The sequence below is a fragment of the Paraburkholderia sp. MM5482-R2 genome (genome assembly GCF_050436125.1).
Lineage (GTDB): Bacteria > Pseudomonadota > Gammaproteobacteria > Burkholderiales > Burkholderiaceae > Paraburkholderia > Paraburkholderia tuberum.
In genome coordinates, this window is sequence record NZ_JBNDLP010000003.1 from 786291 (window position 1) to 810616 (window position 24326).

Here is a 24326-nt window from a genome sequence, read left to right on the forward strand (position 1 = left end):
CGGTGCGCAAACTTGGTGCCGCTGCGCCTCTGCAGTGCGCGTCGCTGTGCGAATCGGTGCATGTTGCGATGAAACTGTGCGGGGCGAGGCGTGAATTCAATGGCACATTAATCGCTTCGTGCAAGTCTCTTGAACGACGTTCATTCCGTTGGAAAGCCACTGCAAAGAGCGATTGCAAAGACAGGAAGTGTTCGATCCGTGCACGAGCGATCAGCCGATAGCCGCCCGAATCGTCAGCTTGCTCGACGGCGACAGCCTTGATGCTGTCTATCGCGACTGGCCGCGTTCGGACGCCGCACCGATGGCGCGTGTCTCGAGAAGCGCTGACACCGCGAGATCGCGGCTGGGAGACTTACGTCGACGATTGCGCGAACCTGTTCTTTCGTCGCAACTGTCTCGAGGATCTGCCACCGGTCCTGACCGGCAATCGATACACAGCCCGCAGGCGGACGCCTGGACGGCGCTTACGGCGGGCTGGCAGGGCTCGAAGTGCTTCGCGCGCTGGATCGAGCGGGCATCGCGACACGGCATCCTGTCGAGGTCGTCGCGTGGACGAACGAGGAAGGCAGTCGTTTTGCGCCCGGCGCGGGGGTTCGAGTGCGTTCTCGATCCCGCATTGCTCGCGGGCTACCGCGAATCGCGCGACGCCGGAGGCATCCGGTTTGGAGATGCGCTGGATGAAGCGCTTGCGGCAACGCCCGTCATTGCGGTTACGTGAAGACCCGCTATCGTGGTCTGATGAAGAACATCGCCCAGATCACCACGCTTCGGGGAAGTCGAAGGACGCGATCGGACAGCAGCTCGCCGGTGAGAAATGCGACGGGAATAACGCCTGCCCACGCGAAATGACGCCTAATGCTATCAGCAACCTCCTTGCCAGTGGCTCCGTCGCGCCGCCGGATATCGGTGACGATGAGATCGGGAATGCGGCTGTCATCGGCGAGGATGACGTCAAATCCATCCATCGATTCTGCGGCGTGCACGAACGCGCCCGCGCTCGCGGCACGTTTCAGTGGAATGGTGACGAGCAAACCGACGACATACATCATCGGCACCATCGTGGCGTGCGCAATCACCGACTCCACGCGCGCGTCGACGCTCTGGCCGCTGGGCTTGAAATAGAGCATGACCAGGTAACTGACAACGCATAGCCCGATCAGCCACGCCGCCGTGATCCCTCGGAGCCGGAATGCCATGAATATCATGAAAAGGGAAAACGTCAGGATCGGATAGGCTTGCCGCCAAGCCAGGTCGCCCGGATAGATCTGCACCATTCTCAGGACCGCGCACCAGCAACTGATCGTCCAGACACTGAGCAGCTCGACGGCCCTCCGCTCGACGAAATAGCATCGTTGAGATCCAGAACTGAGGGATCTATACACGCCGACGACGGTGAAGGTGACGGTTCGATAGTCGAAACATCCTTCTGGCCCGCGCCCCTCACCTAGCTGCCTCGGTAAAGCTCGACCATCTTCGCTGCTTCGCCATTTTTCTGGAAATCCTCCAGCTCGCGCATCACCTGCTCGCGTGTTTTTCCGGGGAGAACAGGATCTGCCGATGTGGCAGCCGGAACCGCGACCGCCGGAGCCTGCTGGGTGCTGCCAGCCGCTACGGACTCCTGCTGGTTGGTCGCTGATTGGGCGAAGCATCCATCTGCTGTCACTCCAGCCACCACGACAAGACAGACGGTAACCGATTGATAAAGTTTCATGAGAGTACTCCTTCGAAGTTTAAGAGATCGGCGTGTTCACTCTCTCGCCGACCCACAGCATTCTTCGCACGAGCCAACGCAGATTCGGCCTCCTTGCGACGATCAGCCGATCCAGGTGCACTCGATGACTGCCCTGTCAGCGTTGCTGTCATATTCATTCTTGGCCAGCCGAAACGCCATCGCAACGCACATGCGTAGGCGATGAACAACCACCGTCGGCGAAAGATGTATGCACTGTCGATGTCCGATCCCAATCCCGATCCCGATGACGTGTCGGACATTCGCCTCCCGACGGCGGTCCTTCCTGAACGGTCCAGCTGCGGGCACGTCACGTCGCTGATACATTTGTGGCTGATGGTAGGGATGGCGACCTGCTATTCTGTTTTTATCGCACCGCGGCTACGGACGAGGGCGTTGTGCATCCGTGGCCTTCGACATCGCTTTCGCTGCAATTCGCCGCATTGCTCCGTTAGCCACGATCGGTGGAGATCTTTCCAGCCAGTGTTGCGGCGATAAAGCTCATCGATGTGGAGCACTATCCCACGGTGATTTTTCTGGTCCGGCAGGCCTTATGAAATTGTCAGGCTTCGTGGTACGCAAGTTTGCCTCGGCAGATCTCGAGCGCGCGTTCCGTACTGACTATGCGCGCCGCTACGCCGGCCAACGCAGGCTGGCTGGCGCCGCCAGCCTCCTGCTGTGGATCCTGTTTGCTCGCCGCGATTGGTGGCTGCTGACCCGGGTCGATCCCAGCATCATCTTTCACGTTGGCTATCTGCGGCTCGCAGGTGCCGTGGGTATGGCTGTGCCGATATGTTTGATGTGGGGACCGCGTGCCTTCGACGAACGCTGGGTGGTCGGATTGCTTTGCGTATGGATGCTGAGCTGCTGGTTCACCCTCTTGCAGTTGATGGAGCTTTACCCGGCGGCCTTGGCTTTCCGGGAAGTATTCCCCGAATTTTTACTTGTCCTTTTCACGATATTCACATTGCTCCGACTTCGAGCAATCACGGCAGCGTGGTTAGTCGGGCTGGGCGTTGTAAGCTTTCACCTTACCCTTTCTCTCTGGCCACGGACGGGCGCTTCCACGGTGGGCGCTGGCTGGGCGTCCCGTGGGTCTGTGTTGGCCATCATGTATTTTATGGGCGTTGTCATCTGCATTCAGTTTGAACGCGCTGCCCGCCGTGAATTTATGTTCAGGCGGACATTGCGCGCAGCAAACGCACGCGTTCAGGCGGCGTCCTCCGCTGTCAAACGGCAGAATGAACGCATGAGAGAGCTGGTCAGAGAGAAGGAACGGTTCTTTTCATCGGCCTATCACGACATCCAGCAGCCGCTCGCCGCAATCAACCTCTTCATCCGCAGCGCGCGGACAAAGCTCGAAGCTGGTCACGCCGCAACGCATGATCTCGACGTCATCGAGGAGACGGCAGGCGACATCCTCGACATGTTCAAGAACATTCAGGACTACAGCGAACTAGGTTCGTACGTTCCAAGCCTGTCGCCGATCGATACACAAGCCGTGCTGGCCGATGTTTTTGAACAATATCTTGAACCGGCGAGATCGCAGGGCATCGAAATCAGAAGCACCATGCGCTTGCGCCGCCCGCCGCCCATTGAAAGCGACCGCTCGCTGTTCAAGCGGGTATTGTCCAACCTCGTATCGAACGCGATCAAGAACACCCGCATGGGAGGCGTCGTTATCGGGTGGGTGGAGGTCGGCGAACGGCTTCGTATCGACGTCTGGGATACGGGCGTCGGTATCTCGCCCGCACATCGGGATGCGATATTCGCCGAGTACTATCAGATTGACAACCCGGGCCGCGATCGCTCGAAAGGCTTGGGGCTCGGGCTGTCCATCGTCCAACGGGTCATTGGGATTCTGCCGGGGCACAGCTTGAGGTTCTATTCGGTCGAAGGGCGCGGGTCGCACTTTTCCCTGTACGCTCCAATTTCGATAATGACGCCGGTCATCGGGACGGAGGACCGAAAGGATGATGCATACACGTCCGTGCTCAAGGGCAAATACGTCCTGCTTTGCGACGACGAACCGACCGTTCTCGAAGGTCTGCGGCGGCTGTTTATCAGCGCGGGCGCACTCGTGGATACTGCCGGGTCAATGACGGGCTTCGAAGCGATTCTGGCCGATGAAGGCCGCGCACCCGACGTCCTCGTCACCGATATACGGCTGCGCGAAGGGCCAAACGGCATTGAGCTTGCCGAACGGATCAGGCGGCGTTTCGACTGGGCGGGCGCGCTGCCCGTTGCGTTCATCACGGGCGAGCTGATTTCCCCGCCCTCACTTCGCGATTTTTCCCAGCCTTTCGTGTTGCTGCGCAAGTCTTCCGCGCCAGAAAACACGCTCGTTGAAGTCAGCCGGTTCGTTGCCGCCCAACAGCCGGCAGACTTTTGTCATGTGCGGGATCCGTGACTGGCGGAACGCCAAGTTTGATCCCTCTATCTGCAAGCATCACGATCAGTTCCGTACGGCGCCGCAGATTGAAATGCGCGAGCAGATGACTGATGTATTTCCGTACGGTAATGTCCTCGAGCCCCATTTTCAGCGCGATGACCTTGGATGGAAGCCCGCGCACCAGCCACGCCAAGGTTTCGAACTCTCTCGGAGTCAGTCCCAGTTCAGATGCGGTGCTCATTTCTGAGTTGCCTCCCGACTGGTGGTGCCGAGGTTCATCCGCGGGGGCGTCGTCTGTGCTCATGTCACGCCTGAGCGTCGCGATGCTTGACGCAGGCAGGAATACGCCGCCGGCCAGCACCGCGCTTATCGCCGCATGGAGCGCTTCAGGAGATGACGATTTGGGCACGTATCCCATGGCGCGAAGTTCGATGCATCGGCCAATGGTTTCCACGCTACCGTCGGCCGAGATCACAATCACCGGTAAAGACGGGCGCGACTCCTTCAATTCGGCAAGCGCGTCGCAACCGTGACCATCGGGAAGGTCGAGGTCGAGAAAAACGATGTTCAGGAATTCGCCGAGCGCATGATTCAAACCTTGTGACAACGTACTCGCGTGCAGCAACTCGATGTCCGGAAAGATCTGTCTCAGCAGAAGCGCCAGTCCGGCTCTGAACAGTTCGTGATCGTCGACGATCAGTACGCGCATTCCATCGTCTCCCTGAACCGCTTTCGAAGCGGGCCGCAATGACGCAGCGGATGATGCTACATCCGTGGCGGTCTTGCGTTGTGTCAGACCAATAGTACATGCAGTGTACCGATGCCCCGGACGGCGACGGCTGACCAATAGGACATTTCCTCGAATGTGGCGGTTTTTGCCCGTCGTCCGGCGATTCAAGCCTACCGGAATGGGGATAAACTCACGAGCGGACGCTTCAACTTGACCTGCTCGCGCAGCGGTTGGCGCAAGAAATCTCCCTCTGGCACCGGCGTCTTCGGGCCAATCCCCACTTCGTCAAAATTTGCAGGATTCGTGCGGCAATATGCACGCACCATGTAAATCACGCAACTCCATTTCCGCATCGGATTCTTGCTGCGTAAGCCGCTGAGAGTTGTTCGGGAACGCCTACTTGGGCAGAGCGATGTTGGCACTCAATTGCGCGAATTCAGTTTTGCTCATCGATAATTAGCCGTTAGGCGGCGAAGACGGTCAGGTTCACGGCGGGGCAAGGCGTTCAAGGATGCCGTGAACGGCGCCTGACAGCGGGCTGACAGCCGGCCATGATCTGTTCGCGCGGCAGACCGCGGTGACGGATGGCTCGTCGCCGTCCGGCGTCGCCGGAGAACGTTTTCCGCATCTTTCGTTTGGCCATGCGCAGTCGACCACCTGGACCGGTCGCCTCGGACCTGGCAGGACCGCCGGCCGAAAGTCAATCCGGCCAGCGGCGTGGCAACTGCCTGAACACCAGTTCGCTAAGCAAAAGGAACGATCAGGAGTCCGCCGGCAAGCGCCGCCGATCGGCACGCTGCTGCGCTACCAGGCGCGCATCGTCCGGGTCGTCGCCGGCGCAAGGCCAGCGCGCGATGATCGAATCATGCGAACTTGGGGTCGTAACTCCGGTGCTAGTCCGAACTGCTCCAGGAACCCGGCAGCAGTTGGCGTTCGCGATGAATGCTAGCGAAGTCCATTAGCACCAGTCGCTAGCTCCGGCATCAATCGACGTGCTGGTCAGCACGGTGGACTGCGTCGTTTGGGAGAGATTCTTGGTATGTAACGAAAGAGGAACGGCGATGGGGAGCCACGCTGGAGAGGCTGCCATCGCCGACTCTTTGCGTCAATAAATATGGAATGCGTAGCAAAAGTCTCCAGTGCTGCGGCACAGTGCATCAATGACCGATCAGTGCCGGACCGGCGCGGCCGCGTCATCGGCCGCCTCGTGGGTATTGCCCAACTCATGCAACGAAATGCCGCCGTAAAGAGAAGCAAACTTATCTTGACAGTCCGGTTCCTGATACGTTTTTTGCAAATGCATCCGTCGCTCACACAACTAAATCTGTTAATAGGGTTCAACTATTTTTGTTAGCGCTCGCGCCTCTTGCCATCGCGTGCATGCCTTCCATGCGTATGCGCCAGAAGAGGGCTTTCGGCTTGTGCGCCATGATCGCATCTGGCCGCCCATTCCTTTACAACATTGGTTGAAATCGTTCAGCGAATAATAATCTAATTGCCGGCGCGACTGCGATGCTTACAAATCTAGTTGAAGTCGGATCTGCGTTCCGGGCCTCATGCAGCGGTATGCAGGCGATGCTGCGGTCGCGCAAGGATGATTACAAAATCAGTTGCGGGAGCGGCCACTTCAGTCTTGTCGCATGCGCGCAACCAATGCGAGCAAGCGCGAATTCATTTGCTCGGCCGGCAATTGCGCGAACCAACTGTGACCGGGAAGCAACCAACCATTCGAAGCGATACATGGCCAGCCTGCTCAGCGAATCGGTGAGCTCCGTCCATGAGTACCAGCACGCGTCCCTGAACGCGACGAGGTCCTTCTTGAGTGGGCTCCAGGCAAGTGAATCACCCGAGAACATCACGCGATCATCAAGCAGGTACACGACGCTACCCCGAGTGTGTCCGGGTACAGGGATCGCGCGAACGTTGATCGCAATGTTCGTTGCTGACCCGTCGTCGAGCAGATCCGTAGCATATGGGGCAGCCGACGCGTCCTCCCGATGAATCCAGACGCGAGCACCGAATCGACGCGCGTATTGGTCAGCGTCTGCGACGTCGTCACTATGCGACAGCAGAATGTGCGCAATACCGCCGGCGCCGTCAAACCATTCCACCAGCTCCGCCGCATAGCGAGGGGAGTCGATCAGCAGATTGCCTTCCGGACGCGATGCAAAATAAGAATGTGTGTAGATTGTCAATTACGATGGCCGCCCGCCAAGGTAATTGTCGTTCTCTAAATGTGCTCCGAACGACGTCCGCGCGTTGAATCCACAGCGCCACACGTCCGAGGTGAACGGCTGTGGAAAAATCGCGGCGTTCGGGCGAGGCTGTTTTGTTTCACTGCGTACCGATGCCGTAGGACACACAAGCATCGCACGCCAGGCATTAAGTTGCTCTTCTGGCGTCGCCGGCTGCCGAACGAAGACACTCTTGTCGTTTCGTTCAACAATCAGCTCTGGCGCGACGTGACGCGATGCACCGCAATTGATGCACGCAGTATCGATGTACCACTCGCCTGAAACAGAGTCGCTATTACGTATGGGCTTCATTTGGTGCTCCCTGGCCGATGTGCACATCAGCCGGCTCGACGATCGTCCGCGTGTCGCGGTCCTCGGAGGGTTGTTGCGACCATTAGACTACGATGACCCGCATGGTCCATGCCTAGTTTCTGCAGCCGTGTTGGTGTTCCCCAGCCTGACGCGCGCTCTTTCGGTAGTCAAACGGCACTTACCGCGCCCGATGCCTGAATCCAGCCTTCAGCGCGTCCACGAAGAGTTGCACCGCTCGTGACGATTTGCGCCGGCTCGGATAGCAGACGTGATGCCCGACAAAGGTCGGAAAACGGTCTGCGAGGACCCAACTCAGCCGGCCAGCCTTGACGTGACCGTCGATGAGATCCTTGGGCACGTATGCAAGCCCGAAGCCGCCCAGCGCTGCGTCAGACCATCTGATAAACGTTATTGAACGTGAGCTGGCCATCGACTCGGACCTGCAATTCTCGCTGTCCTTTACAAAGTTGCCAAGAAAACAGCGAATCCCGCGTCGGCAGTCGCAGATTGATGCAGTTGTGCAGGGTCAGATCATGTGGCGTCTTCGCAGCAGGTCTTGACTGCAGGTAGTCTGGCGATCCTACGATCGCCATCGTCATGTCCGGCGCAATGCGTACAGCGACCATGTCTTTGCCCACCTGGTCGCCAAGCCGTACGCCGATGTCATAGCGATCCGCGCGGGCGGTTCGCTGCAGGCCGGCTGGGCTGTCGGATACGGCGTCGCGGTGCTGCTTTCGACGCTCATCTTCAGCACGCTCGAGCCGTCGCTCGCGTGGCGTGTATGCGGCAATGCCGGCCGCGCGTTCGCATCGTTGGCTGGCGTGTATCAGGGTCAACGCAGACGGACTCTGTGCTTGACGCGCTGAACCGGGCTTTGCATGAACGTAGGCGATCCGACAGCCGAATTTTGTGTAGCGTACACCACAGGCTTTTGGAAACGGTGCCAGCGTCCGTATTCCGGCTATCGAATCACCTCGATGCCGCGCATCGTGCGATCAGCCGTTACCGCGAAAAACGCCTGTCGCGGGGTGCCGGCCACCTGCGCTAGCAAAATTAACGGACAACACTAGCGCCCTAATGGACACCGCTAGCAAAATTAACGATCTTCAACAGCAAACGCGGCAACCAGACAAATGCCGAATGTGAGACAGCCAATCTTCAACGGGATGTTGGTGGACCCCGGGGGCGCGACGGCGACAAAAAGCGACGGCAGCAAGGCACACACAGTCGTCCCTACGTTCTGTCCAATCGCCATGCCGGTGACACGCACGCGCGTGCGGAACAGTTCGGGGAAAAGACTCGGGAAGACGCCGTTGAAGCCTTGGTAAGCGACGCCCCACATGAGCACCGAGAAGACCAGTGAGAGCAAGATACTGTGGATGCTGATGGCGTACAGGTAGCCGAAAGCGAAGCTCCCGGAGCTCACAACGCCGACGATAACGGGGGGCCTGCGACCGATCTTGTCCGAGAGGTTGCCGACGAGCGGGATCAGTATTACCGAGCAAAGGTTGCCGAGGACCGGCACCCACAGAAAGACGCCGGCAGGAAAGCCAATACCGTACGCCGGCTGGACGGCATAGGTCGCGCCGAAGACGGTCGCCAAAAGCGCGGTGACCGCGGCAAGTGCCATGCAGACAACGCGCAAAACGTCGCTCCAACTTTGGCGAAGGACCTCGATGACCGGGGAAGGAGGAACTTTTCCGTGTGCCTGCTCTTCGGAAAAAGCTGACCTCCGACACACGCAGGCCAGCGGCGTATGCAGTCATCAGGATGGCACGCTGCCTCAGGCTGGGAATCGACTCGAAGAAACGTGTGACTTCATCGAAGCTGAGGATGACCGGAAGCTTCACGGGCCGCCTGGGCAAGGGAAAGTCCTCGTCGCTCCAGTCGCGTCTGAGCGAGGTTCGTTACAGGAAACGCAACGCGCCGACGGCCAGTTGCACACTCGCTGGCGCAAGCTTGCGTTCGTTGGTCAGGTGGATGATCCAGGCGCGAATCTCGTCGGGGCCGAGCGCCTCCGGTGAACGCTGGAAGTGTCGGGCAAAACGGGAAACCTGCTGGAGATAGGTCTTCTGCGTGTTCAGCGCAAGGTTGCGGAGCTGCATGTCGTGCAGCATGCGTTGGCGCAGCGGCGTCATGGCGAGCCTCCTGGAACAGTGGATGGAATACCCGGTCGGGCATCTCCATCCTGTTCCTGGTGGCCTTCCCGCCAGTTCGCTGTGGTTCGGCATCAGGCAACCGCACGAGGCGAACGCGAGGCACTGACTCCTGCTCTCCCCCCACTACCGCCTCAGCGGTTTAGTACAACGACCCCTATGCTCAGGTCGCAACAATGCGCAGATGGCCGGTCGCTGACTACGCCGACCCAAGCATGGCAAAGCTCGAGCAAGGCGGGCGAGTAAGGAACTGGACATAGTTCTCATCTGTAGATGCAGTGGTGGTCCCACTTCTGGAGATCACCATGGGCATCGTTCGCCGCTCCCACCGCACTGACAAAGACGGTTTCGCCGACGGGCCGATCGGACCATACGTTGGTGCATCCAAGCAGTACGTGAGCCAACGCCGGATCCCTGCGAAGATGCTCGATGTATGAGGATCGTGGCAGTTGCGCAGGGCGTTGTGCTCCGTTGTGAATTCGAACCCAGCAGCCTCGACTTCCAGCCGAACGGTATCGGGATCGATCCGGTGCGACTCCTTCGTTGCTCCGGCAGACGCGACGTCATCGACGATCACATAGGCGGTGCCGGACTGGAAGGCTACGGGTCCCGTCCATGAACTGGCCGTCATCGACGCTTTCGCACGCCGCGGTCGGCGCCGCCCCGCGAAGCTTGCAGGAATCCGCGACGCCGAAAGTGGATGGATGAACTCGTAGCGGCGTCCGCCTGGCCGAAGCGGGTCAGGGCATCTCCAGCGCCAGTGCCAGCCATTTTTCTTTCACGGGCGCCTTCAATATCGACGGATGGTCCTGACCGAACCGCGAGCGTCGCAGAAAAACCATCAGTCCTTGCCAGTGCGAGTAGATGAAGGCGCCGCGAATCCGTGTCTCCTCGACGGTGAGTTTTGGATTGATCTGTCCGACCAGATCGCTGAACAGCGAGTGATAGGTCTCGCTCACTTTTTCCATAAGCTCGCGCATCCATTCGTGCCGCTCTGCCAGCGACCAGCATTCGAACGCGAACGGACTGACGAGCGATTCAGGCGCGGTAAAGGTGTCGAACGTGTGATCGATGAACGCCTCGAGCCGGCCGGTCGGTGATAGCTTCGAGTGCAGCACGATCTCGTGCGAAATGGCCATGTATCGACGTGAGCTCTCTTCGATGGTCGCCTTGAGCAGCGCCTCACGACTGTCGAAGTAATGCTGCAAGGTGCCGAGCTGAGTGCCCGCTTCAGTCGCAATCCTCCGCTGCGTGAATCCGATATCGCCGCTTGTGGCGAAGACCTGTATCGCCGCGTCAAGAATCGCGGGCACCCGCGTCGTGCGGTTGCCACGGCGTTTGGTCGAATACGCCCGTTCTCTTGGTCGAGCCTGACCGTCGATGTTCGGTGTATCGGTGCTCATAGTGCTCCCTGATCGCCAAATAACAAGTCACGTGAACGATTATAAACCACCCGCTGCTCAAGGGAAATCGACTCCTGAGTCCCATGTTTGCGCCCTCGACAGCGTTTCCGCGCGTTTTCCCTGATCCTTTCGTCATTGATAACAAGTCAACCGACCTGCTATTATTGGTCGCCTGACTTGTTACTTGCCAGAATCGGAGAGATCACCATGTCAGTAGACAACCTCTGGAACCGTGAAGTCGATGTACTCGTCCTAGGAGCCGGAGCGGGCGGCATGACGGCTGCGCTCATCGCTTCGATCGAAGGTCTTCAACCCCTGGTGGTGGAGAAGACCGATCTGGTGGGCGGCACTGCCTCGACTTCCGCCGGTTCGATCTGGATCCCGGGCAATAAGCAGAGCCTCGACGCCGGCTTCAAAGACGATCCGAAGGATGCCGAATGCTACATGCGCGCCTTAGCGGGAACAGACGAGCGTGACCCGATCCGCGATGCTTATCTCGCCACCGGTCCGCGCGTCGTGGACTATTTGCGCGAACGCTCCGAAGTGCGCTTCGTCCCCTGCGGCAAGCATCCGGACTATCGCGACATGCCGGGTTCGGCCGTGTATGGCAGAGCTTTGGTCCCCGAAACCTTCGACGGCCGCTTGCTTGGCTCGGCGTTCGAAAAGGTTCGCCCGCCCATTCCCGAGTTTCTAGTGCTCGGTGGAATGATGGTCGGCAAGGCGGACTTGCCTCCGCTACTCGGCCGCTTTCGCTCGATCAAAAACTTCGTTTATTCGGGACGTCTGGTTTCGCGATACCTGCTCGATCGAATGCGCTTCAGTCGCGGCACGCGTCTGGTGATGGGCAATGCACTCGTCGCGCGCCTGTTTCATAGCCTTCGTAAGCGGGACGTTCCGTTCCTGTTCAACGCTCACGCGACACGCCTGATCATGGATGGCAATGCCGTAATCGGAGCGGTCGTGGAGTCCAGCGGCGCAACCGAGCGGATTCGTACACGAAAGGGCGTGGTCATCGCCACGGGCGGCTTCGGTCACAGCGCGGCCTTGCGCTCGGAGCTTATGCCGACGAACCCCGCAGACTATTCGCTCGCCTGCGCGGCCAATACGGGCGATGGCATAGAACTCGCGCGCAAGTCAGGTGCTTCGATTGCCGCCAAGGAACATGGCCGGGGCGGATTCTGGACGCCGATGTCGGTGGTGAAGCGTGCCGACGGAAGCTCGGGCCTGTTCCCCCATCTGCTGCTCGATCGTGCGAAGCCGGGGTTGATCGCCATCAATGGAAAGGGACGGCGCTTCGTGAACGAGGCCTGTTCTTACCACGATTTCGTCGATGCCATGCTCTCCGACAACGGCCCCGCACGCGGCACGCCAGCCTATCTCATCTGCGAAGCCGAATTTGTCGAGAAGTACGGTCTCGGCGCGATCTATCCTGAAACGCGCAACCTCAAGCCGTTCGAACGCAGCGGATATCTTCACATTGCAAATTCGATTGAAGAACTCGCGCTCAAGCTCAAGGTGAGCGCATCCGAGTTGACAAACACCATCGGCCGCTACAACGAACTTGCGCGACAGGGAAAGGACAGCGACTTCGGTAAGGGCGAGACCGAACTCAATCGATTCAACGGCGACGCTGCCGTGAAGCCAAACCCGTGTCTCGCCGAAATCAAACAGGGACCGTTCGTCGCGCTCGCCGTTTGGCCCGGTGACATCGGAACCAGCGCGGGCGTGCGCACGAACGCGGACGCGCAGGTGATCGACGAGAACGGCGAGGTGGTAACGGGCCTTTATGCCTGTGGCAACGACATGGCTTCGGTGATGCTCGGCACCTATCCCGGGCCCGGCACGACCTTGGGGCCCGCGCTGACCTTCGCCTATCGCGCGGTCATGCATGCGGCGGGCAAGTCGGACGTCGCGCTCTTCGCCAACGCCGCTTCAAGCCTGAATCAGCTCGGCTGATACCCGATCGCTTCCACGATTCGTCGCGTAAACCACAAAGGACGCAACATATGTTCAACCCGATGCCAATGATGTTCCATCCAACCGTGCTCGTCGATAGTCTGAACCAGACGACCGAGTGGTTTGCTCGCGTGTTCAATCGCCCGCCGGTGCGCTGGGAAGAGAAGTGGAATGTCGAATGGCTCAACCCGACGTATCCGCTGAACTACTCGTATTTCTATGTGATCGCGGACGTGTGCCTGGATGCATTGTGCCCGCCGCTTCTGAAGCTGCCCAATGGAAAAAAGGCGGTGTATCCGGAGGTTCGCCAGCTCGTCGATATCGCGTGGTACACGGACGACATCAAAGCGGTTTCCATCCAGCTCGAAAAACACGGTTTTCGCACGCGCAATCAGGAAGGCGCTGTCATCCGCAACGGCGAGGTGCCGCCGTCGAACATGGTCGCGGATTGCCCGATGATCTGGTCCATTCCCGAAGATACAGGCCTGACCTACGAGTTCTTCGAAATGGGCCGCAGGCACTGGGACTATTACTCGGAGAAGGGCGATCCGCGTCTCGCTGCGAACTGGGAAGACGGCTGCGTGGACGCGAACGATCCGCTGGGCATCGTGCGATCCGCGTATCACCACATCCTGACGCAAGACCGCTGCCGCGCCATTCGCCTGTATGTCGATGTGCTCGGCGGCAAGATCGTCGATGAAGGTCACGACGAATCGTTCGACTCCGACTACGTGACGATCGCTTACGCGAAATCGAATCTGCGATTCGCTACACCGCGCAGCGGCAGCATCGTGGATATCGATGGCGCAGCGGCCAAGAGCGATCGCTACGTCGGCCTCACCTTCGAAGTCGAAGACCTGGTAAAGACCGCAGCGCATCTCGAAGCGCAGCGCGTGCCGTTCGAGCGCGCAAAAGAGGGCTTGTTTACTGATGCCGCCCAAACCCTCGGCATCCGCTGGGGATTCTGCCCAGCCAAACCTTAAGCCTTAAAACGAAAAGAGTGAGGAGACGTCCATGGAGACAACATCGGCAAGCGCCGCTGCAATCGGACAGACATGCAAGCTTCGCCCCTGGCTGTATGTGCTGACAGGATTCGTTGCGCTGATCTTCGGCGTCAACGTGGTCAACGTGCTGTTCAACGTGCTCACGCCTTCGCTGGTGAGCACCTTTGGGTGGAATCGCCTGCAGATTTCATCGGGGCTGTCTATCTTCACGGTGTGCGACGGCATCGGGTTGCTGGCGCTGGGCTTTCTCGTCGACCGATACGGCATTCGCATTGCCACACCCATGGCAATTCTGTTCGGCGTTGGCATCATGGTGCTGTCGCTGCTGCCGCCCAGCCTGATGGTGCTCTATGTCATCTGCGCCTTCATCGGCCTCGGTGCGGGCGCGGTGACGCCGACGGTCTATTCGATCGTGGTCACCGCGTGGTTCGAAAACAATCGCGGTCTTGCGCTCGGTATCCTGAACGTCGGGCTCGGGCTTTGTGGAACGCTGACGCCGTTCATCATCTCCTTCATATTGAAGGAGCACGGATGGCGCACCGTCTTCGTGGCGATGGGCGCGATCGGCGCCGTGCTTCCCGCGCTGGCTTACATCTTCGTATTGCGCATGCCGAAGGCATGGGAACGCGAGCGGCTCGCGGCGAAAGCGCAAGGCCATTCCGCGGGCGTGCCGATGCGCACCGTATTGAGCCATCGCGCGTTCTGGCTCATCTGCTTTGCAGTTTTCTTCGTATCGGCGTCCACCTACGGAATGATGTCGCAGATGGTCTCAATGACCATTGATCGCGGCTTCGTGCCGGCGACGGCCGTGGCGGTGCTTTCTGCCGTGAGTCTCAGTTCGATCGCATCGCGTTTCGTGGTCGGCGCGCTGCTGGACCGCATGTTCGCACCAGTGCTAACAGGGGTCATCTTTGCGATCTGCGCCGCAGGCGTGATCGTGCTCAATACCACGAATTCGCTGAACATGCTCTATGTCGGCGCGTTGTGCATCGGGTTGGGTCTGGGCGCGGAGGGCGATATCGTGGCGTACATCACTAGCCGCTATATCCCCAGGCAATTATATGCACGCGTGCTCGGCGTCGCGATGTTTCTCTTCGCGCAGGGCGGGGCGTTCGGCATCTTCGCATTGAGTTCCTCGTTCACGTTGACTGGGTCGTACAAGGTTGCCATCGTGGGCATCGCGATTTCAGTGGTGATCGCGGGCGTGCTCGTGCTTTGTCTCGGGCCGTACAAGTACGAGTCGGACGGAAGCAAGATGCACGGATAGAAGCGCCATTCCGCAACATTCAAATCACCTTGATTCAATTTCCTGAGGTTGCCGATGACTCGTCCGCCATTGACACATGAACTTCCAGCCGCATTGCAGTCACTTAAAGCCGCACCCTTGTTTATCATTCAATTAGCGGTGAAACCGCCCATTGTCGTGGGCCAGACAGTCGGGCCGGATCGCCGTATCGGCGTGGTGTCCTCGGGTGCGTTCAAAGGCGAGCGCATCGCCGGCGAAGTTCTGGACGGTTCGAGCGACCTGCTTTCGGTGCGCAGCGACGGCAGCACGACGCTCGATGCGCGCCTCATTCTGAAGACGGACGACGGCGAGCATATCGCAATGTCGTATTACGGTATCCGCCATATGCCGGATAAGATCAGGACCCTCATGGATCAGGGCGACGATGTCGATCCCGCGAGCTATTACTTCCGAATTGGGCCTACGTTTGAAGCGCCGCGTGGAAAGTATGAGTGGTTGAATCACTTGCTTGCTGTCGGCGTGGGTCACCGCCTGAGCACGGGGCCGGTGTACAGCGTGTTCGAAATATTGTGAAAGCGGAGACTACGATGAAACTCACCGGAAAGGTCGCAATTGTCACGGGCGGAGCGCGGGGCCTGGGGCGTTCTTATGCGCTATGCCTCGCAAAACTCGGCGCCGATATCGCGGTGGTAGATATCGATCTCAATGCCGCCCGCGAATTCGGCGAGACGTTAAGCGCGGCATCAGTGATGGATGAAGTGAAAGCGATCGGATGAAGAAGCATCGGTATTGCTGCCGATTTGACCGATCGCAGGCAGGTCGACGCAATGGTGCAGAATGTCCTCGCCGAATTCGGCAGCATCGATATCCTTGTCAACAACGCGGGCGGCGCAGTTACACCCGCCGAACGCAGCGCCGCAAGCGAAATCCCTGAAGAAGACACGCGCTTTCTTATCGATCTGAACTACATGAGCGCGGTGTTTTGTTGTCAAGCCGTCGCTCAGGTCATGAAGCGGCGGGCGTCCGGAGTCATCGTCAATACATCGGCGCAAAGCGGAATCACGACGTACAAGGGCGGCAAGCTCTCGGGATACGGTGCAAGCAAGGCCGCTGTCACGACCTACACGCGTTATCTCGCCGCCGAACTTGGTCCGTTCGGCATTCGCGCCAATTGCATCTCGCCCGGCCTGATGATGACGGCGCGCATCGCTGCAAAAGCGCTGGAGCGCGGCGTGGGGACCGCGGACGAGATGGCTGGCATTCCGTTGCGGCGCTTCGGCGTGGCGGAAGATTGCGCCAACGTGCTGGAGTTCCTTGCGACCGATCTGTCTCAGTATGTGACCGGGCAGGTGATTTCGGTGTGCGGCGGCGCAGTGCTGACGCCTTACTGATGAATTTCCCGGATCGCGAGGCGTGGGTATTTTCGGCTAAAACCTACGGTGCCGCGCTGCTCGCCATGTTCATTGCGCTCGCTGCCGGACTCGACCGACCCGGATGAGCCGTGACCACGGTGTACGTCGTGTCGCAGCCTTTCGCCGGCGCGACCGCGTCGAAGTCGCTGTATCGCGTGGCCGGAACGATACTCGGTGCGGGGGCGGCAGTTGTGATGGTTCCGGCCCTGGTGCAGACGCGCGAGTTGCTTTGTCTCGCGCTCGCGCTGTGGGTGGCGGGCTGCCTGTACATTTCGTTGCAGGATCGCTCGCCGCGCAGCTATGTTTTCATGCTCGCCGGTTACAGCGTGGCGTTCATCGCTTTTCCTGGTGTCGATCAACCCGAGAATATCTTCAACACCGCCATCGTGCGTGTCGAGGAAATCACACTGGCGGTGGTATGCAGCGCGTTGGTACATGGCCTCGTGTTTCCAAAAAGCGTAATCGATGCAGTACGCTTGCGTGTCGATGCGTGGCTACATGACAGCAAGCGCTGGGCGGCCGATGTGCTTCGACAGTCGGCTTTTTTATCAGCAGGTGCTGCGCCGACTATGAGTTCGATTGCGAAGCATCCGGTCGATCTCGATTCGCTTCTGTCGAACCTCGCGTATGACAGCTCGGAATGGCGCGACAAGGAGACGACGCTTCGTTCGCTGCAATGGAACCTCGAGCGGCTGCATCCGATTCTGGCATCCATCGACGATCGCCTCGCTTTCCTGCGCGCGCAAGATCTGGAACTTCCCGTCAGGCTGTCCGTCTTTATCGGCTCACTGAACGCGTATCTGGACGAGGAGACGGGCTCACCGACGCTCAAACGCCTGTACGAAGAGGTAATGGAGATTCGCAGTGACGAGTTGGCGGCCGACGCACACAGTCGGCTGCCGTTCCTCGGTCTCATCGAGCGATTTCGCGAACTGCTCGAAGCCATGCGAGCCTGCGAGTCGTATCGCGAGCGTCTGTTGCAACCCGACGATAGAGGCAAGCAGTTCAAGCAACACAGGGACTTCCGATTCCAGCGTCACATTGATCGCAGACTAGCCCTTCTTTCCTGTGCAACGGCCGTGGTGTCGATTCTTGCCGGGTGCCTCGTGTGGATTTGCACCGGTTGGGCCGACGGTGCCTCTCGGTTCCGATGATTGCCGCCGTCGCATGTTCGTTCTTCGCGACTCAGGACAGCCCCTTGCCGTCGATGATGAAGTTTGGCAAGTTCGCGCTCGTCGCGGTGATCATTAGCCTCGTCTACTCAACCGCGATACTCCCGGCGGCCACGACATTTGAAATGGCCGCGCTCTTCATGGCACCCGCGTTTCTTTGGCTCGGTCTGCTGATCGCCAGCCCGTCCACGAATTTCGTCGGCATGGTCACCTCAACGAACGTGTCGACGCTCGTCGAATTAAATAATGAATATGTCGGTGATTTCGCCTCCACGCTCAGTTCCGGGCTAGCCCTTCTGGTCGGCGTCTTTCTGACCGCCTTCATCATGAGCATCATGCGGGCGCGATCTTCGCACTGGAGCGCGAGCCGGATCGAGCAAGCTGCCAGACAGGACCTGATTCGCGTGCTGCAAGCCTCGGGCCGCGCGGCCTATTCCACGAAGGCTCGGACGGATTTCGTTCGAAGGATGCTCGACCGCTTTTATCTCGTGTCGTCGCGGCTTTCGAACATCGATGAGGCACATGCGTATCGACTAGACAAAAGCGTGCTTCAGGCGCTGCGCGTAGGCGCCAATGCCATCGATAACCGGCGGCTATCGCGAACTCTTCCGCCGTCATCGGCCGAAAAATTGAAGCGGATATTGTCGGATGTCGAGCACGCATTCGCGAACCCGGATGCCCAGTCGAACGCCATGCCTTCAGCGGTTCGCCATCAGCTCGACGACATCCTGTCCGAACTATTGGCGTTCTCGGAAGGACGCGCCAGCGCGCTTAGCCCGGCACTGTCCGGCGTGCGCCTCGCGATGTTCCCCGAGGACGATACGCCGCCTTAGTCGATAGCTGTTCTTCCCCTGAATGGACGTCCATCCATGTGCGAACTTGATTGTTGGTCTTCGATGTCAAGCAGCGTTGGCATGGACGCAACAATCGTGACGCGGCCGACCGGTGGCTGAGCGGTCTTCCGGCGGATTTGTTTCTAGAAAACTACTAGTGATGTTCGGGATCACCGGACGAAATTTCGTCCGGTGATTCGTGACGATCAGAACTTGTGCCGGATGCCGATTCGAACCAGCACAGTCTTGTTGTTGGATGAGTCGGCCTGATTGTCGATGTTCGCCACTGCCCGCGTTCCCACTGACGAGGTGCCGGATGCACGTTGCCATCCTGCGCCGCCATAAATATCGGTACGCTTCGAGAGGAAGTAATCGACGAGAAAGCCGATTTGATTGTAGTGCTGATTTCCGACGATACTGCCGCTCGATGTGGTCACCGCGCGCGCATTCATGTAGTCGTATGCGATGCCTGCGAACAAAAAAGGGGTGAAACGGTAGCTGATGCCGAGATCGTAGTTATTGAAGACCGCGGTGCCGTTGTTGAATGAAGCGCCCAGATTCGCATATTGCACGTTCGAGTATGAAGCGGCGACGGTGAAGCTGCCGATCGCATAGTTCGCGCCGACGACTGCGGACTGGTAAGCCTGCGCGGTGACGTACGCCTTGTTTAGTGAAAAGGCGAGCGGAGACGCGCCATTTGCATTCGCCGTAAAAAATCCCGTGCCGGGTGTCGACGTGGGATTTTTGAAATAGTCGAAAGCCGCCGCGATCTTGAATGGACCGTTCGCGTATCCCGCGCCGACCGAGTAGCCACTCTTGGACGTAAAATCACCGGCCACCCCTCCCAAGCTGTATTCCGCTCCGAACGTGACTCCGCGGAGGTCTGGGCTCATGTAGCGCACGGCGTTGTTGAAGCGTATGGTATTGCCTGCGTTGTCGAAGTCGCCCGGGTGGGCCGTGACCGATGCACCCACGAGTGCGTTGGCCGTCAGCGGCTCGGGGAAGTACCAGATCATGTCGTACTGCCGACCCAACGTCAGCTGGCCATAATCCTTGCTGCCCAAGCCGACGAACGCTTGTCGGCCGAACTCCGTTCCGCCCTGACCGAACTGCCCATTTCCGAGACTGATACCTGATTCGAGCGTGAAAAGCGCCTTGATGCCGCCGCCGAGATACTCTTCGCCTGTCATGCCCCATCGGCTGCCGACGATGCCGGACAGCGAATCGAACCACACGCGCTTCCCGGGCCCTGCATTAGTCTGATACTGAATACCTTGATCGAGCACTCCATACAAGGTGACACTATTCTGTGCCTGCGATGTCGAACAGACCGTCCCCAGCATTGTGCCCATGAGGAGGGCGCGTTTGCGATTCATACTGTCTCCGATTTCTATTGATTGCTTCGTTTGATTGATCTTCGAATGATCTGGGCTTGTTAAGTTATCGGGCAAGCCGATTCGTTAAGGCATTGCTATTCGAGCGAAATCATGTATCGCAGTTGATGCAACCGGTTCGATAATCCAATTCGATTTCATCGATACTGTAGTTGCGACTGCACAACGTGAAATTTCTTTAGTGTTGTTGGTCGACGGAATATTTATAAGGCCCGACTACGGCAATCAACAACGCTGCCACGAGAACCAACGCAACGATCAGATACAATGCCGCCGTGTACGAACCGAGCGCGCCATATGACTTTCCAAGCACAAAGACTCCGAGGCCGCCGCCTTGCGCAAACAGGAACATGACGAGGCCGAAGGCGCGGCCATAGCTCGCCTTGGGAACATATCTGCTCAGGATATAGGCCGCGATATCGCCCTCGGCGCCGAGGCCCACGCCCACGAGCAAAGCAGCCAGATAGATACCCCAGACGTCGTTCGTGTGATTCAGCAGCATTACGCCGGCCGCGGTAAATACAAAGATAGCCGCCGCGAGAAACGGCGCGAAGACTCGGTCGAGCAGGGCGCCGACGACGATCCGCGAACAGACCGAGCTGAGGCTGATGGTCGATAAGGCGGTCAACGCAACCGACATGACGATACCCTTATCGACCGTGACCAGGACCATTTGCGACAGCAGGCCGTAGGTGGCAGCCGAAACGAAAAAGATCGAAAGCGCGATCAACCATAAGTGCTTCGATTTCGCTAGCGTCCAGAGCGAAGCGCCCGCGAGCTTGCCGTGGCTGCGCGCATTGCGTCGCTCGCCCTCCCACCCGGCCGGCATGCGAAGCACGAAAACAAGGTTGATCAGCGAAAGAGCCATCGATATACCGCCGACAGTGATGACGGTGCCACGCCAGCCTCCGTTCTTGAGCAGATAGGAGAGGAAGAACGGTATCAACGTGCCGCACAGCCCGAGGCCTACGTTCAAGATGCCGAGTGCGAGACCGCGCTTCGCATCGAACCATGCGGTGATGACGATGGAATAGACCGTCGGCGCAACCGCGCCCGCACCGAAGCCGATGATCGCGCACAGCACATACATCCACTCAATCTGTGGCGGCGTGAACGCAAGCAAAATGAGGCCGCCGCCGAAAGCGAAGGCCATCGGCACCACGGACTTGATGCCCTTCCTGTCGACGAGCGCGCCGACGGCAAGCATGCTCAGGCCGTCGCAGAAGGTGAACACCGCGAGCCCGGTCGAAATCTGCGGACGCGTCCAGCCAAATTCCGCTGTCAGCGGCGCGCCTAGCAGATTGAACATCACCGGCACGATGTTGACGCCAAATACCAGTGCGAAGAATCCGGCAATAACATAGCGCCACGGACTGCCTGCCGGATTGCCTGCCGTGTCTGATGCGGTTAACGGAGTGGTCATGCTTGTCCCCTTGTGGCCTTCTTGATCTTTGCAACACTGGATATGAAACGACCCGTCCGTTTTTGGCAGACGGGTCGGATGCAGGGGTGGAACGACTTACTTGCCCGCGAAGGTGCTGAGAACGTAAGTGGGCATGCTGAGGGCGCCGTCGATGACGATATCCTGGCCCGTTACGTAGGCTGCTTCGTCCGATGCGAGATATAGCGAGAGGTGAGCGACCTCGTCCGAGGAGCCGGCGCGGCCCATCGGAACGCTTTCGCGCAGGGCTTCCAGATAAGGTTGCCCCTCGTTAAACTCGTTCTGGATGAAACCCGGGCAAACCGTGTTGACGCGAATTTTGTCGCCGACGAACTCGCGGGCCGCGATCTTTCCCAGTCCTCGCATCGCCCATTTGCTGGAACTATAGGCGGCGTAGGGCGTGCCGGTAACGCTCGACGTCGAGCCGATATTGATGATGGAACCGCCGCCTGCCCGACGCATAAGCGGTACAACTGAACGAATGCCGAGGAACATCGTGGTCGCGTTCGTTTCAAGCGTGTTGTTCCAGTCAGCCAGTGTGGTGGCCATGATCGAGTTTCGATCGTTGATGCCGACGTTGTTCACCAGCACATCGAGCTTGCCCTTGGCAACGTCGATATGGCTGATTGCTTGGGTCCAGTCCTCCTCGCGTCGCGCATCGAGGTGAAAGTAATGCGCTTCGCCGCCTTCCTCGACAATGCTCCGTGCCAGCGCTTCACCGCGTTCATCAAGTATGTCGGCGATGAACACGATCGCGCCTTCACTCGCGAAGAGCTTCGATTCGGCCGCGCCGATTCCGCGCGCGCCGCCGACGTTGAGAACTATTTTGCCTTGCAGTCGTTTTGTCATGATTAGGTATCCTATTTGCTGCCTATACAGTGCGCTGTCCTATCCAATGGAGCAGGTTCAACCCATGAACGCGCCGCCGTTCACATCCACGGTCACACCCGTGATGTACGCGGCTCCGTCCGAGCACAGGAAGGCGACCGTTTCGGCGATTTCCTGCGGCGTTCCCACCCGCCCGAGCGGAATATTCTTCATGGATTCCGCGATGATTTCCGGCGATTGGCGATCGGCCAGCGGAGACGTGATGCGCCCGGGTGCGACGCAGTTCGCGGTGATGCCAAACGGCCCGCATTCGCCCGCGAGCATCCGCGTCATGCCGATAAGCCCGGCCTTCGACGCCGAGTAGTGTGCGTTGCTCGCCGGAATGTAGGTGCGACCCGCGCGGGACGCGATATTCACGATGCGGCCCCAACCGCGCTCCTTCATGCCTTGAATGAAGCCGCGGCACAGCAGGAACGGCGCGCGCAGATTCACGTTCATCATGAGGTCCCAGCTAGCGTTGTCGATGTCCTCGGTGAACATCTTCGAGCCGTCCGGATTGTCGAGATTGATGCCCGCGTTGTTGACCAGCACATCGCACGGGCCGAACTCGGTGATTGCCGTCGCTATGAACTGCTCGACCTGCTCGCGGCTCGACAGATCGACCTGAAATCCCCTCGAGCTTTTCGTCGCGCCGCCCAGTTCGGCGGCCAGTTCCTCGACTCGGGAATCCTTGTCGAGCAAGAGCACGGTCATTCCCGTCTCGTGCAATCGCTTTGCGATGGCAAAGCCCATTGCTCCGGCACCGCCCGTTACAACGGCTGTTTTGGGGGCGCGATTTACAGCACTGCCAGCGTTCATTTAGAAGTCTCCAAGAGTCGTGGTGATGTTGCTCTCGTCGTCGCTGCCGCATGTGAAACCTATTCGGTTCACTTCCCCGCGCGGACGACATCATTAGCGGGACGGCAAAACCAAGTCACGTGACCGATAATATAAGTCACGTGACTTGGATTCAAGCGTTTGTTGGTTGGGGAAAACACTAAGAGGGCATATGCGCACCCAAAGCCGCGACCACGAAGCCGGGTCAGGATGCGCTTACGCTCGGAGTAAGCGCTGACGACTGACGACGGATTGAACTCCAACCTTGAATCGGTCGTTTGACTTGCTAATTTAATAAAGAGGCGGCGATCCCGGGTCTTGGCCAGACGAGTGCCCGACAGATCGAGATTTTCTTCGAGGCCCATCCGCGATTGACGGAACGAGCGCGCGCTAATCGCTACGGCCTCTCCAAGCCTGGTCGTGTCGTGGGAGCGGTTGCGTGCAGCACATCGCCCAGCTATTTGACCGCAATCACTCGTCAGTACAGGGAATTCTGGCGCAAACTGGAGGAATCCAGCCTGCGCCACGCCGATGATCGAGGCTGGCGCTGACGCTTGCCGAACGCGAGGAGATTTCGCGAGGCCTCGTCGCGGGCGATTCGATTCAGTCAATCGCCCGGCGACTGTCGCGATCACCGTCCACGATCTGTCGCGAGATCAAGCGCAACAGTGGGCAGGCCGGCTATCGGGCCAGCCACGCCGACCAGCTTGCATGGGATCGGTCGCTGCGCCCGAAAGTCTGCAAACTGGTCGAGCACCGGATGCTGGCTCATATCGTGGCCAACAAGCTCCGGTTGCAGTGGTCGCCCCAGCAGATTGCTGGATGGCTCAAACGCGCCTGGCCAGGCAGCGAGGACTACCACGTGTCACACGAGACCATCTATCGCAGTCTTTTCATTCAGGCACGGGGTGCACTGAAGAAGGAGTTGCTGGAGCATTTACGGCGCACCCGGGCCATGCGGCGCTCGCGCCATCACACGCAGAAAACGGACGATCACGGCAGGATCCGTGACGCGGTATCAATCCGTGAGCGCCCCGCCACTGTGGAAGACCGAGCGGTGCCGGGGCACTGGGAGGGAGACCTCCTGTGTGGCAGCGGCGGCAGCCAGATTGCAACGCTTGTAGAGCGTCAGACACGCTATGTAATGCTGGTGAAGATCGCGGCCGGCGCTGACGGGCTTGCCGCCCTCGCGATCGACGTAGAAGGCG

At 59.1% G+C, this 24326-nt stretch carries 16 protein-coding genes and 6 pseudogenes; 10 read left to right on the top strand and 12 right to left on the bottom strand.

Annotated elements, in window-relative coordinates; translation table 11 throughout:
* Nucleotides 1-341: 341 nt before the first annotated feature.
* Nucleotides 342-585: pseudogene (locus OKW37_RS25745) on the top strand (M20/M25/M40 family metallo-hydrolase); the annotation flags it as partial.
* Between the two features lie 140 nt (nt 586-725).
* On the opposite strand, the gene OKW37_RS25750 reads toward OKW37_RS25745, so the two are convergent.
* Both OKW37_RS25750 and OKW37_RS25755 read right to left on the bottom strand, forming a co-directional pair.
* Nucleotides 726-1274 carry a hypothetical protein gene (locus OKW37_RS25750; RefSeq protein WP_429402587.1) on the bottom strand — a complete coding sequence of 183 codons (549 nt, stop codon included), beginning with the start codon at nt 1272-1274 and terminating at the stop codon, nt 726-728.
* A 170-nt stretch (nt 1275-1444) separates the two neighbouring features.
* A complete protein-coding gene (locus OKW37_RS25755; protein ID WP_184063215.1) occupies nt 1445-1711 on the bottom strand; it encodes a hypothetical protein in 267 nt (88 codons plus the stop codon).
* 424 nt (nt 1712-2135) lie between these two features.
* Between OKW37_RS25755 and OKW37_RS25760 the strand changes: the two genes are divergently transcribed.
* Nucleotides 2136-4139: a hybrid sensor histidine kinase/response regulator gene (locus OKW37_RS25760; RefSeq protein WP_429402588.1), complete on the top strand. Its 2004-nt coding sequence runs from the start codon at nt 2136-2138 to the stop codon at nt 4137-4139.
* On the opposite strand, the gene OKW37_RS25765 is transcribed toward OKW37_RS25760, so the two are convergent.
* From OKW37_RS25765 to OKW37_RS25790, 6 genes and pseudogenes are all read right to left on the bottom strand, one after another.
* Nucleotides 4081-4830, bottom strand: coding sequence for a response regulator transcription factor (locus OKW37_RS25765; protein WP_429402589.1), 750 nt, complete (start codon nt 4828-4830; stop codon nt 4081-4083). The genes OKW37_RS25760 and OKW37_RS25765 overlap by 59 nt on opposite strands.
* A gap of 1648 nt (nt 4831-6478) precedes the next feature.
* Nucleotides 6479-7397: pseudogene (locus tag OKW37_RS25770) on the bottom strand (MBL fold metallo-hydrolase).
* 178 nt (nt 7398-7575) lie between these two features.
* Nucleotides 7576-8074: pseudogene (locus tag OKW37_RS25775) on the bottom strand (LysR substrate-binding domain-containing protein); the annotation flags it as partial.
* 434 nt (nt 8075-8508) lie between these two features.
* Nucleotides 8509-9130: pseudogene (locus OKW37_RS25780) on the bottom strand (MFS transporter); the annotation flags it as partial.
* A gap of 174 nt (nt 9131-9304) precedes the next feature.
* Nucleotides 9305-9535: a site-specific integrase gene (locus tag OKW37_RS25785; protein WP_429402590.1), complete on the bottom strand. Its 231-nt coding sequence runs from the start codon at nt 9533-9535 to the stop codon at nt 9305-9307.
* 758 nt (nt 9536-10293) lie between these two features.
* On the bottom strand, nt 10294-10956 hold the full coding sequence (locus OKW37_RS25790) for a TetR/AcrR family transcriptional regulator (RefSeq protein ID WP_429402591.1): 663 nt from the start codon (nt 10954-10956) through the stop codon (nt 10294-10296).
* Nucleotides 10957-11163: 207 nt separating this feature from the next.
* On the opposite strand from OKW37_RS25790, the gene OKW37_RS25795 reads away from it, so the two are divergent.
* The 7 genes and pseudogenes from OKW37_RS25795 to OKW37_RS25825 all read left to right on the top strand — a co-directional run bounded on the left by OKW37_RS25795 (nt 11164) and on the right by OKW37_RS25825 (nt 18579).
* Nucleotides 11164-12912 (top strand): FAD-binding protein, encoded by a 1749-nt coding sequence (locus OKW37_RS25795; protein ID WP_429402592.1) that lies wholly within the window; start codon nt 11164-11166, stop codon nt 12910-12912.
* A 50-nt stretch (nt 12913-12962) separates the two neighbouring features.
* Complete coding sequence (locus OKW37_RS25800) at nt 12963-13895, top strand: VOC family protein (RefSeq protein WP_429402593.1); 933 nt, start codon at nt 12963-12965, stop codon at nt 13893-13895.
* Nucleotides 13896-13926: 31 nt separating this feature from the next.
* Complete coding sequence (locus OKW37_RS25805) at nt 13927-15183, top strand: MFS transporter (RefSeq protein ID WP_429402594.1); 1257 nt, start codon at nt 13927-13929, stop codon at nt 15181-15183.
* A 54-nt stretch (nt 15184-15237) separates the two neighbouring features.
* Nucleotides 15238-15735: a DUF3237 domain-containing protein gene (locus OKW37_RS25810; protein ID WP_429402595.1), complete on the top strand. Its 498-nt coding sequence runs from the start codon at nt 15238-15240 to the stop codon at nt 15733-15735.
* 14 nt (nt 15736-15749) lie between these two features.
* Nucleotides 15750-16553: pseudogene (locus OKW37_RS25815) on the top strand (SDR family NAD(P)-dependent oxidoreductase).
* A gap of 119 nt (nt 16554-16672) precedes the next feature.
* Entirely contained in the window at nt 16673-17728 is a 1056-nt protein-coding gene (locus OKW37_RS25820; RefSeq protein WP_429510057.1) for an FUSC family protein, read from the top strand.
* Complete coding sequence (locus OKW37_RS25825) at nt 17725-18579, top strand: FUSC family protein (RefSeq protein WP_429402597.1); 855 nt, start codon at nt 17725-17727, stop codon at nt 18577-18579. The genes OKW37_RS25820 and OKW37_RS25825 overlap by 4 nt, the downstream gene beginning before the upstream one ends.
* Nucleotides 18580-18785: 206 nt before the next feature.
* On the opposite strand, the gene OKW37_RS25830 is transcribed toward OKW37_RS25825, so the two are convergent.
* The 4 genes from OKW37_RS25830 to OKW37_RS25845 form a co-directional block, all read right to left on the bottom strand.
* A complete protein-coding gene (locus OKW37_RS25830) occupies nt 18786-19931 on the bottom strand; it encodes a porin (protein WP_429404280.1) in 1146 nt (381 codons plus the stop codon).
* Between the two features lie 220 nt (nt 19932-20151).
* On the bottom strand, nt 20152-21396 hold the full coding sequence (locus OKW37_RS25835; protein WP_429402598.1) for an MFS transporter: 1245 nt from the start codon (nt 21394-21396) through the stop codon (nt 20152-20154).
* A 96-nt stretch (nt 21397-21492) separates the two neighbouring features.
* Nucleotides 21493-22263, bottom strand: a complete 771-nt coding sequence (locus tag OKW37_RS25840) for an SDR family NAD(P)-dependent oxidoreductase (RefSeq protein WP_429402599.1) — start codon at nt 22261-22263, stop codon at nt 21493-21495.
* A 57-nt stretch (nt 22264-22320) separates the two neighbouring features.
* Nucleotides 22321-23100 carry an SDR family oxidoreductase gene (locus OKW37_RS25845; protein WP_429402600.1) on the bottom strand — a complete coding sequence of 260 codons (780 nt, stop codon included), beginning with the start codon at nt 23098-23100 and terminating at the stop codon, nt 22321-22323.
* Nucleotides 23101-23557: 457 nt separating this feature from the next.
* Between OKW37_RS25845 and OKW37_RS25850 the strand changes: the two are divergent.
* Nucleotides 23558-24280, top strand: a pseudogene (locus OKW37_RS25850) (IS30 family transposase); the annotation flags it as partial.
* Between the last annotated feature and the right edge of the window lie 46 nt (nt 24281-24326).

Bases quoted from the DNA above. Each gene is read 5' to 3' on its own strand.
- OKW37_RS25750 (WP_429402587.1), bottom strand. From the start codon at position 1,274: ATGGTGCAGATCTATCCGGGCGACCTGGCTTGGCGGCAAGCCTATCCG.
- OKW37_RS25755 (WP_184063215.1), bottom strand. From the start codon at position 1,711: ATGAAACTTTATCAATCGGTTACCGTCTGTCTTGTCGTGGTGGCTGGA.
- OKW37_RS25765 (WP_429402589.1), bottom strand. From the start codon at position 4,830: ATGCGCGTACTGATCGTCGACGATCACGAACTGTTCAGAGCCGGACTG.
- OKW37_RS25785 (WP_429402590.1), bottom strand. From the start codon at position 9,535: ATGACGCCGCTGCGCCAACGCATGCTGCACGACATGCAGCTCCGCAAC.
- OKW37_RS25790 (WP_429402591.1), bottom strand. From the start codon at position 10,956: ATGAGCACCGATACACCGAACATCGACGGTCAGGCTCGACCAAGAGAA.
- OKW37_RS25795 (WP_429402592.1), top strand. From the start codon at position 11,164: ATGTCAGTAGACAACCTCTGGAACCGTGAAGTCGATGTACTCGTCCTA.
- OKW37_RS25800 (WP_429402593.1), top strand. From the start codon at position 12,963: ATGTTCAACCCGATGCCAATGATGTTCCATCCAACCGTGCTCGTCGAT.
- OKW37_RS25805 (WP_429402594.1), top strand. From the start codon at position 13,927: ATGGAGACAACATCGGCAAGCGCCGCTGCAATCGGACAGACATGCAAG.
- OKW37_RS25810 (WP_429402595.1), top strand. From the start codon at position 15,238: ATGACTCGTCCGCCATTGACACATGAACTTCCAGCCGCATTGCAGTCA.
- OKW37_RS25825 (WP_429402597.1), top strand. From the start codon at position 17,725: ATGATTGCCGCCGTCGCATGTTCGTTCTTCGCGACTCAGGACAGCCCC.
- OKW37_RS25830 (WP_429404280.1), bottom strand. From the start codon at position 19,931: ATGGGCACAATGCTGGGGACGGTCTGTTCGACATCGCAGGCACAGAAT.
- OKW37_RS25835 (WP_429402598.1), bottom strand. From the start codon at position 21,396: ATGACCACTCCGTTAACCGCATCAGACACGGCAGGCAATCCGGCAGGC.
- OKW37_RS25840 (WP_429402599.1), bottom strand. From the start codon at position 22,263: ATGACAAAACGACTGCAAGGCAAAATAGTTCTCAACGTCGGCGGCGCG.
- OKW37_RS25845 (WP_429402600.1), bottom strand. From the start codon at position 23,100: ATGAACGCTGGCAGTGCTGTAAATCGCGCCCCCAAAACAGCCGTTGTA.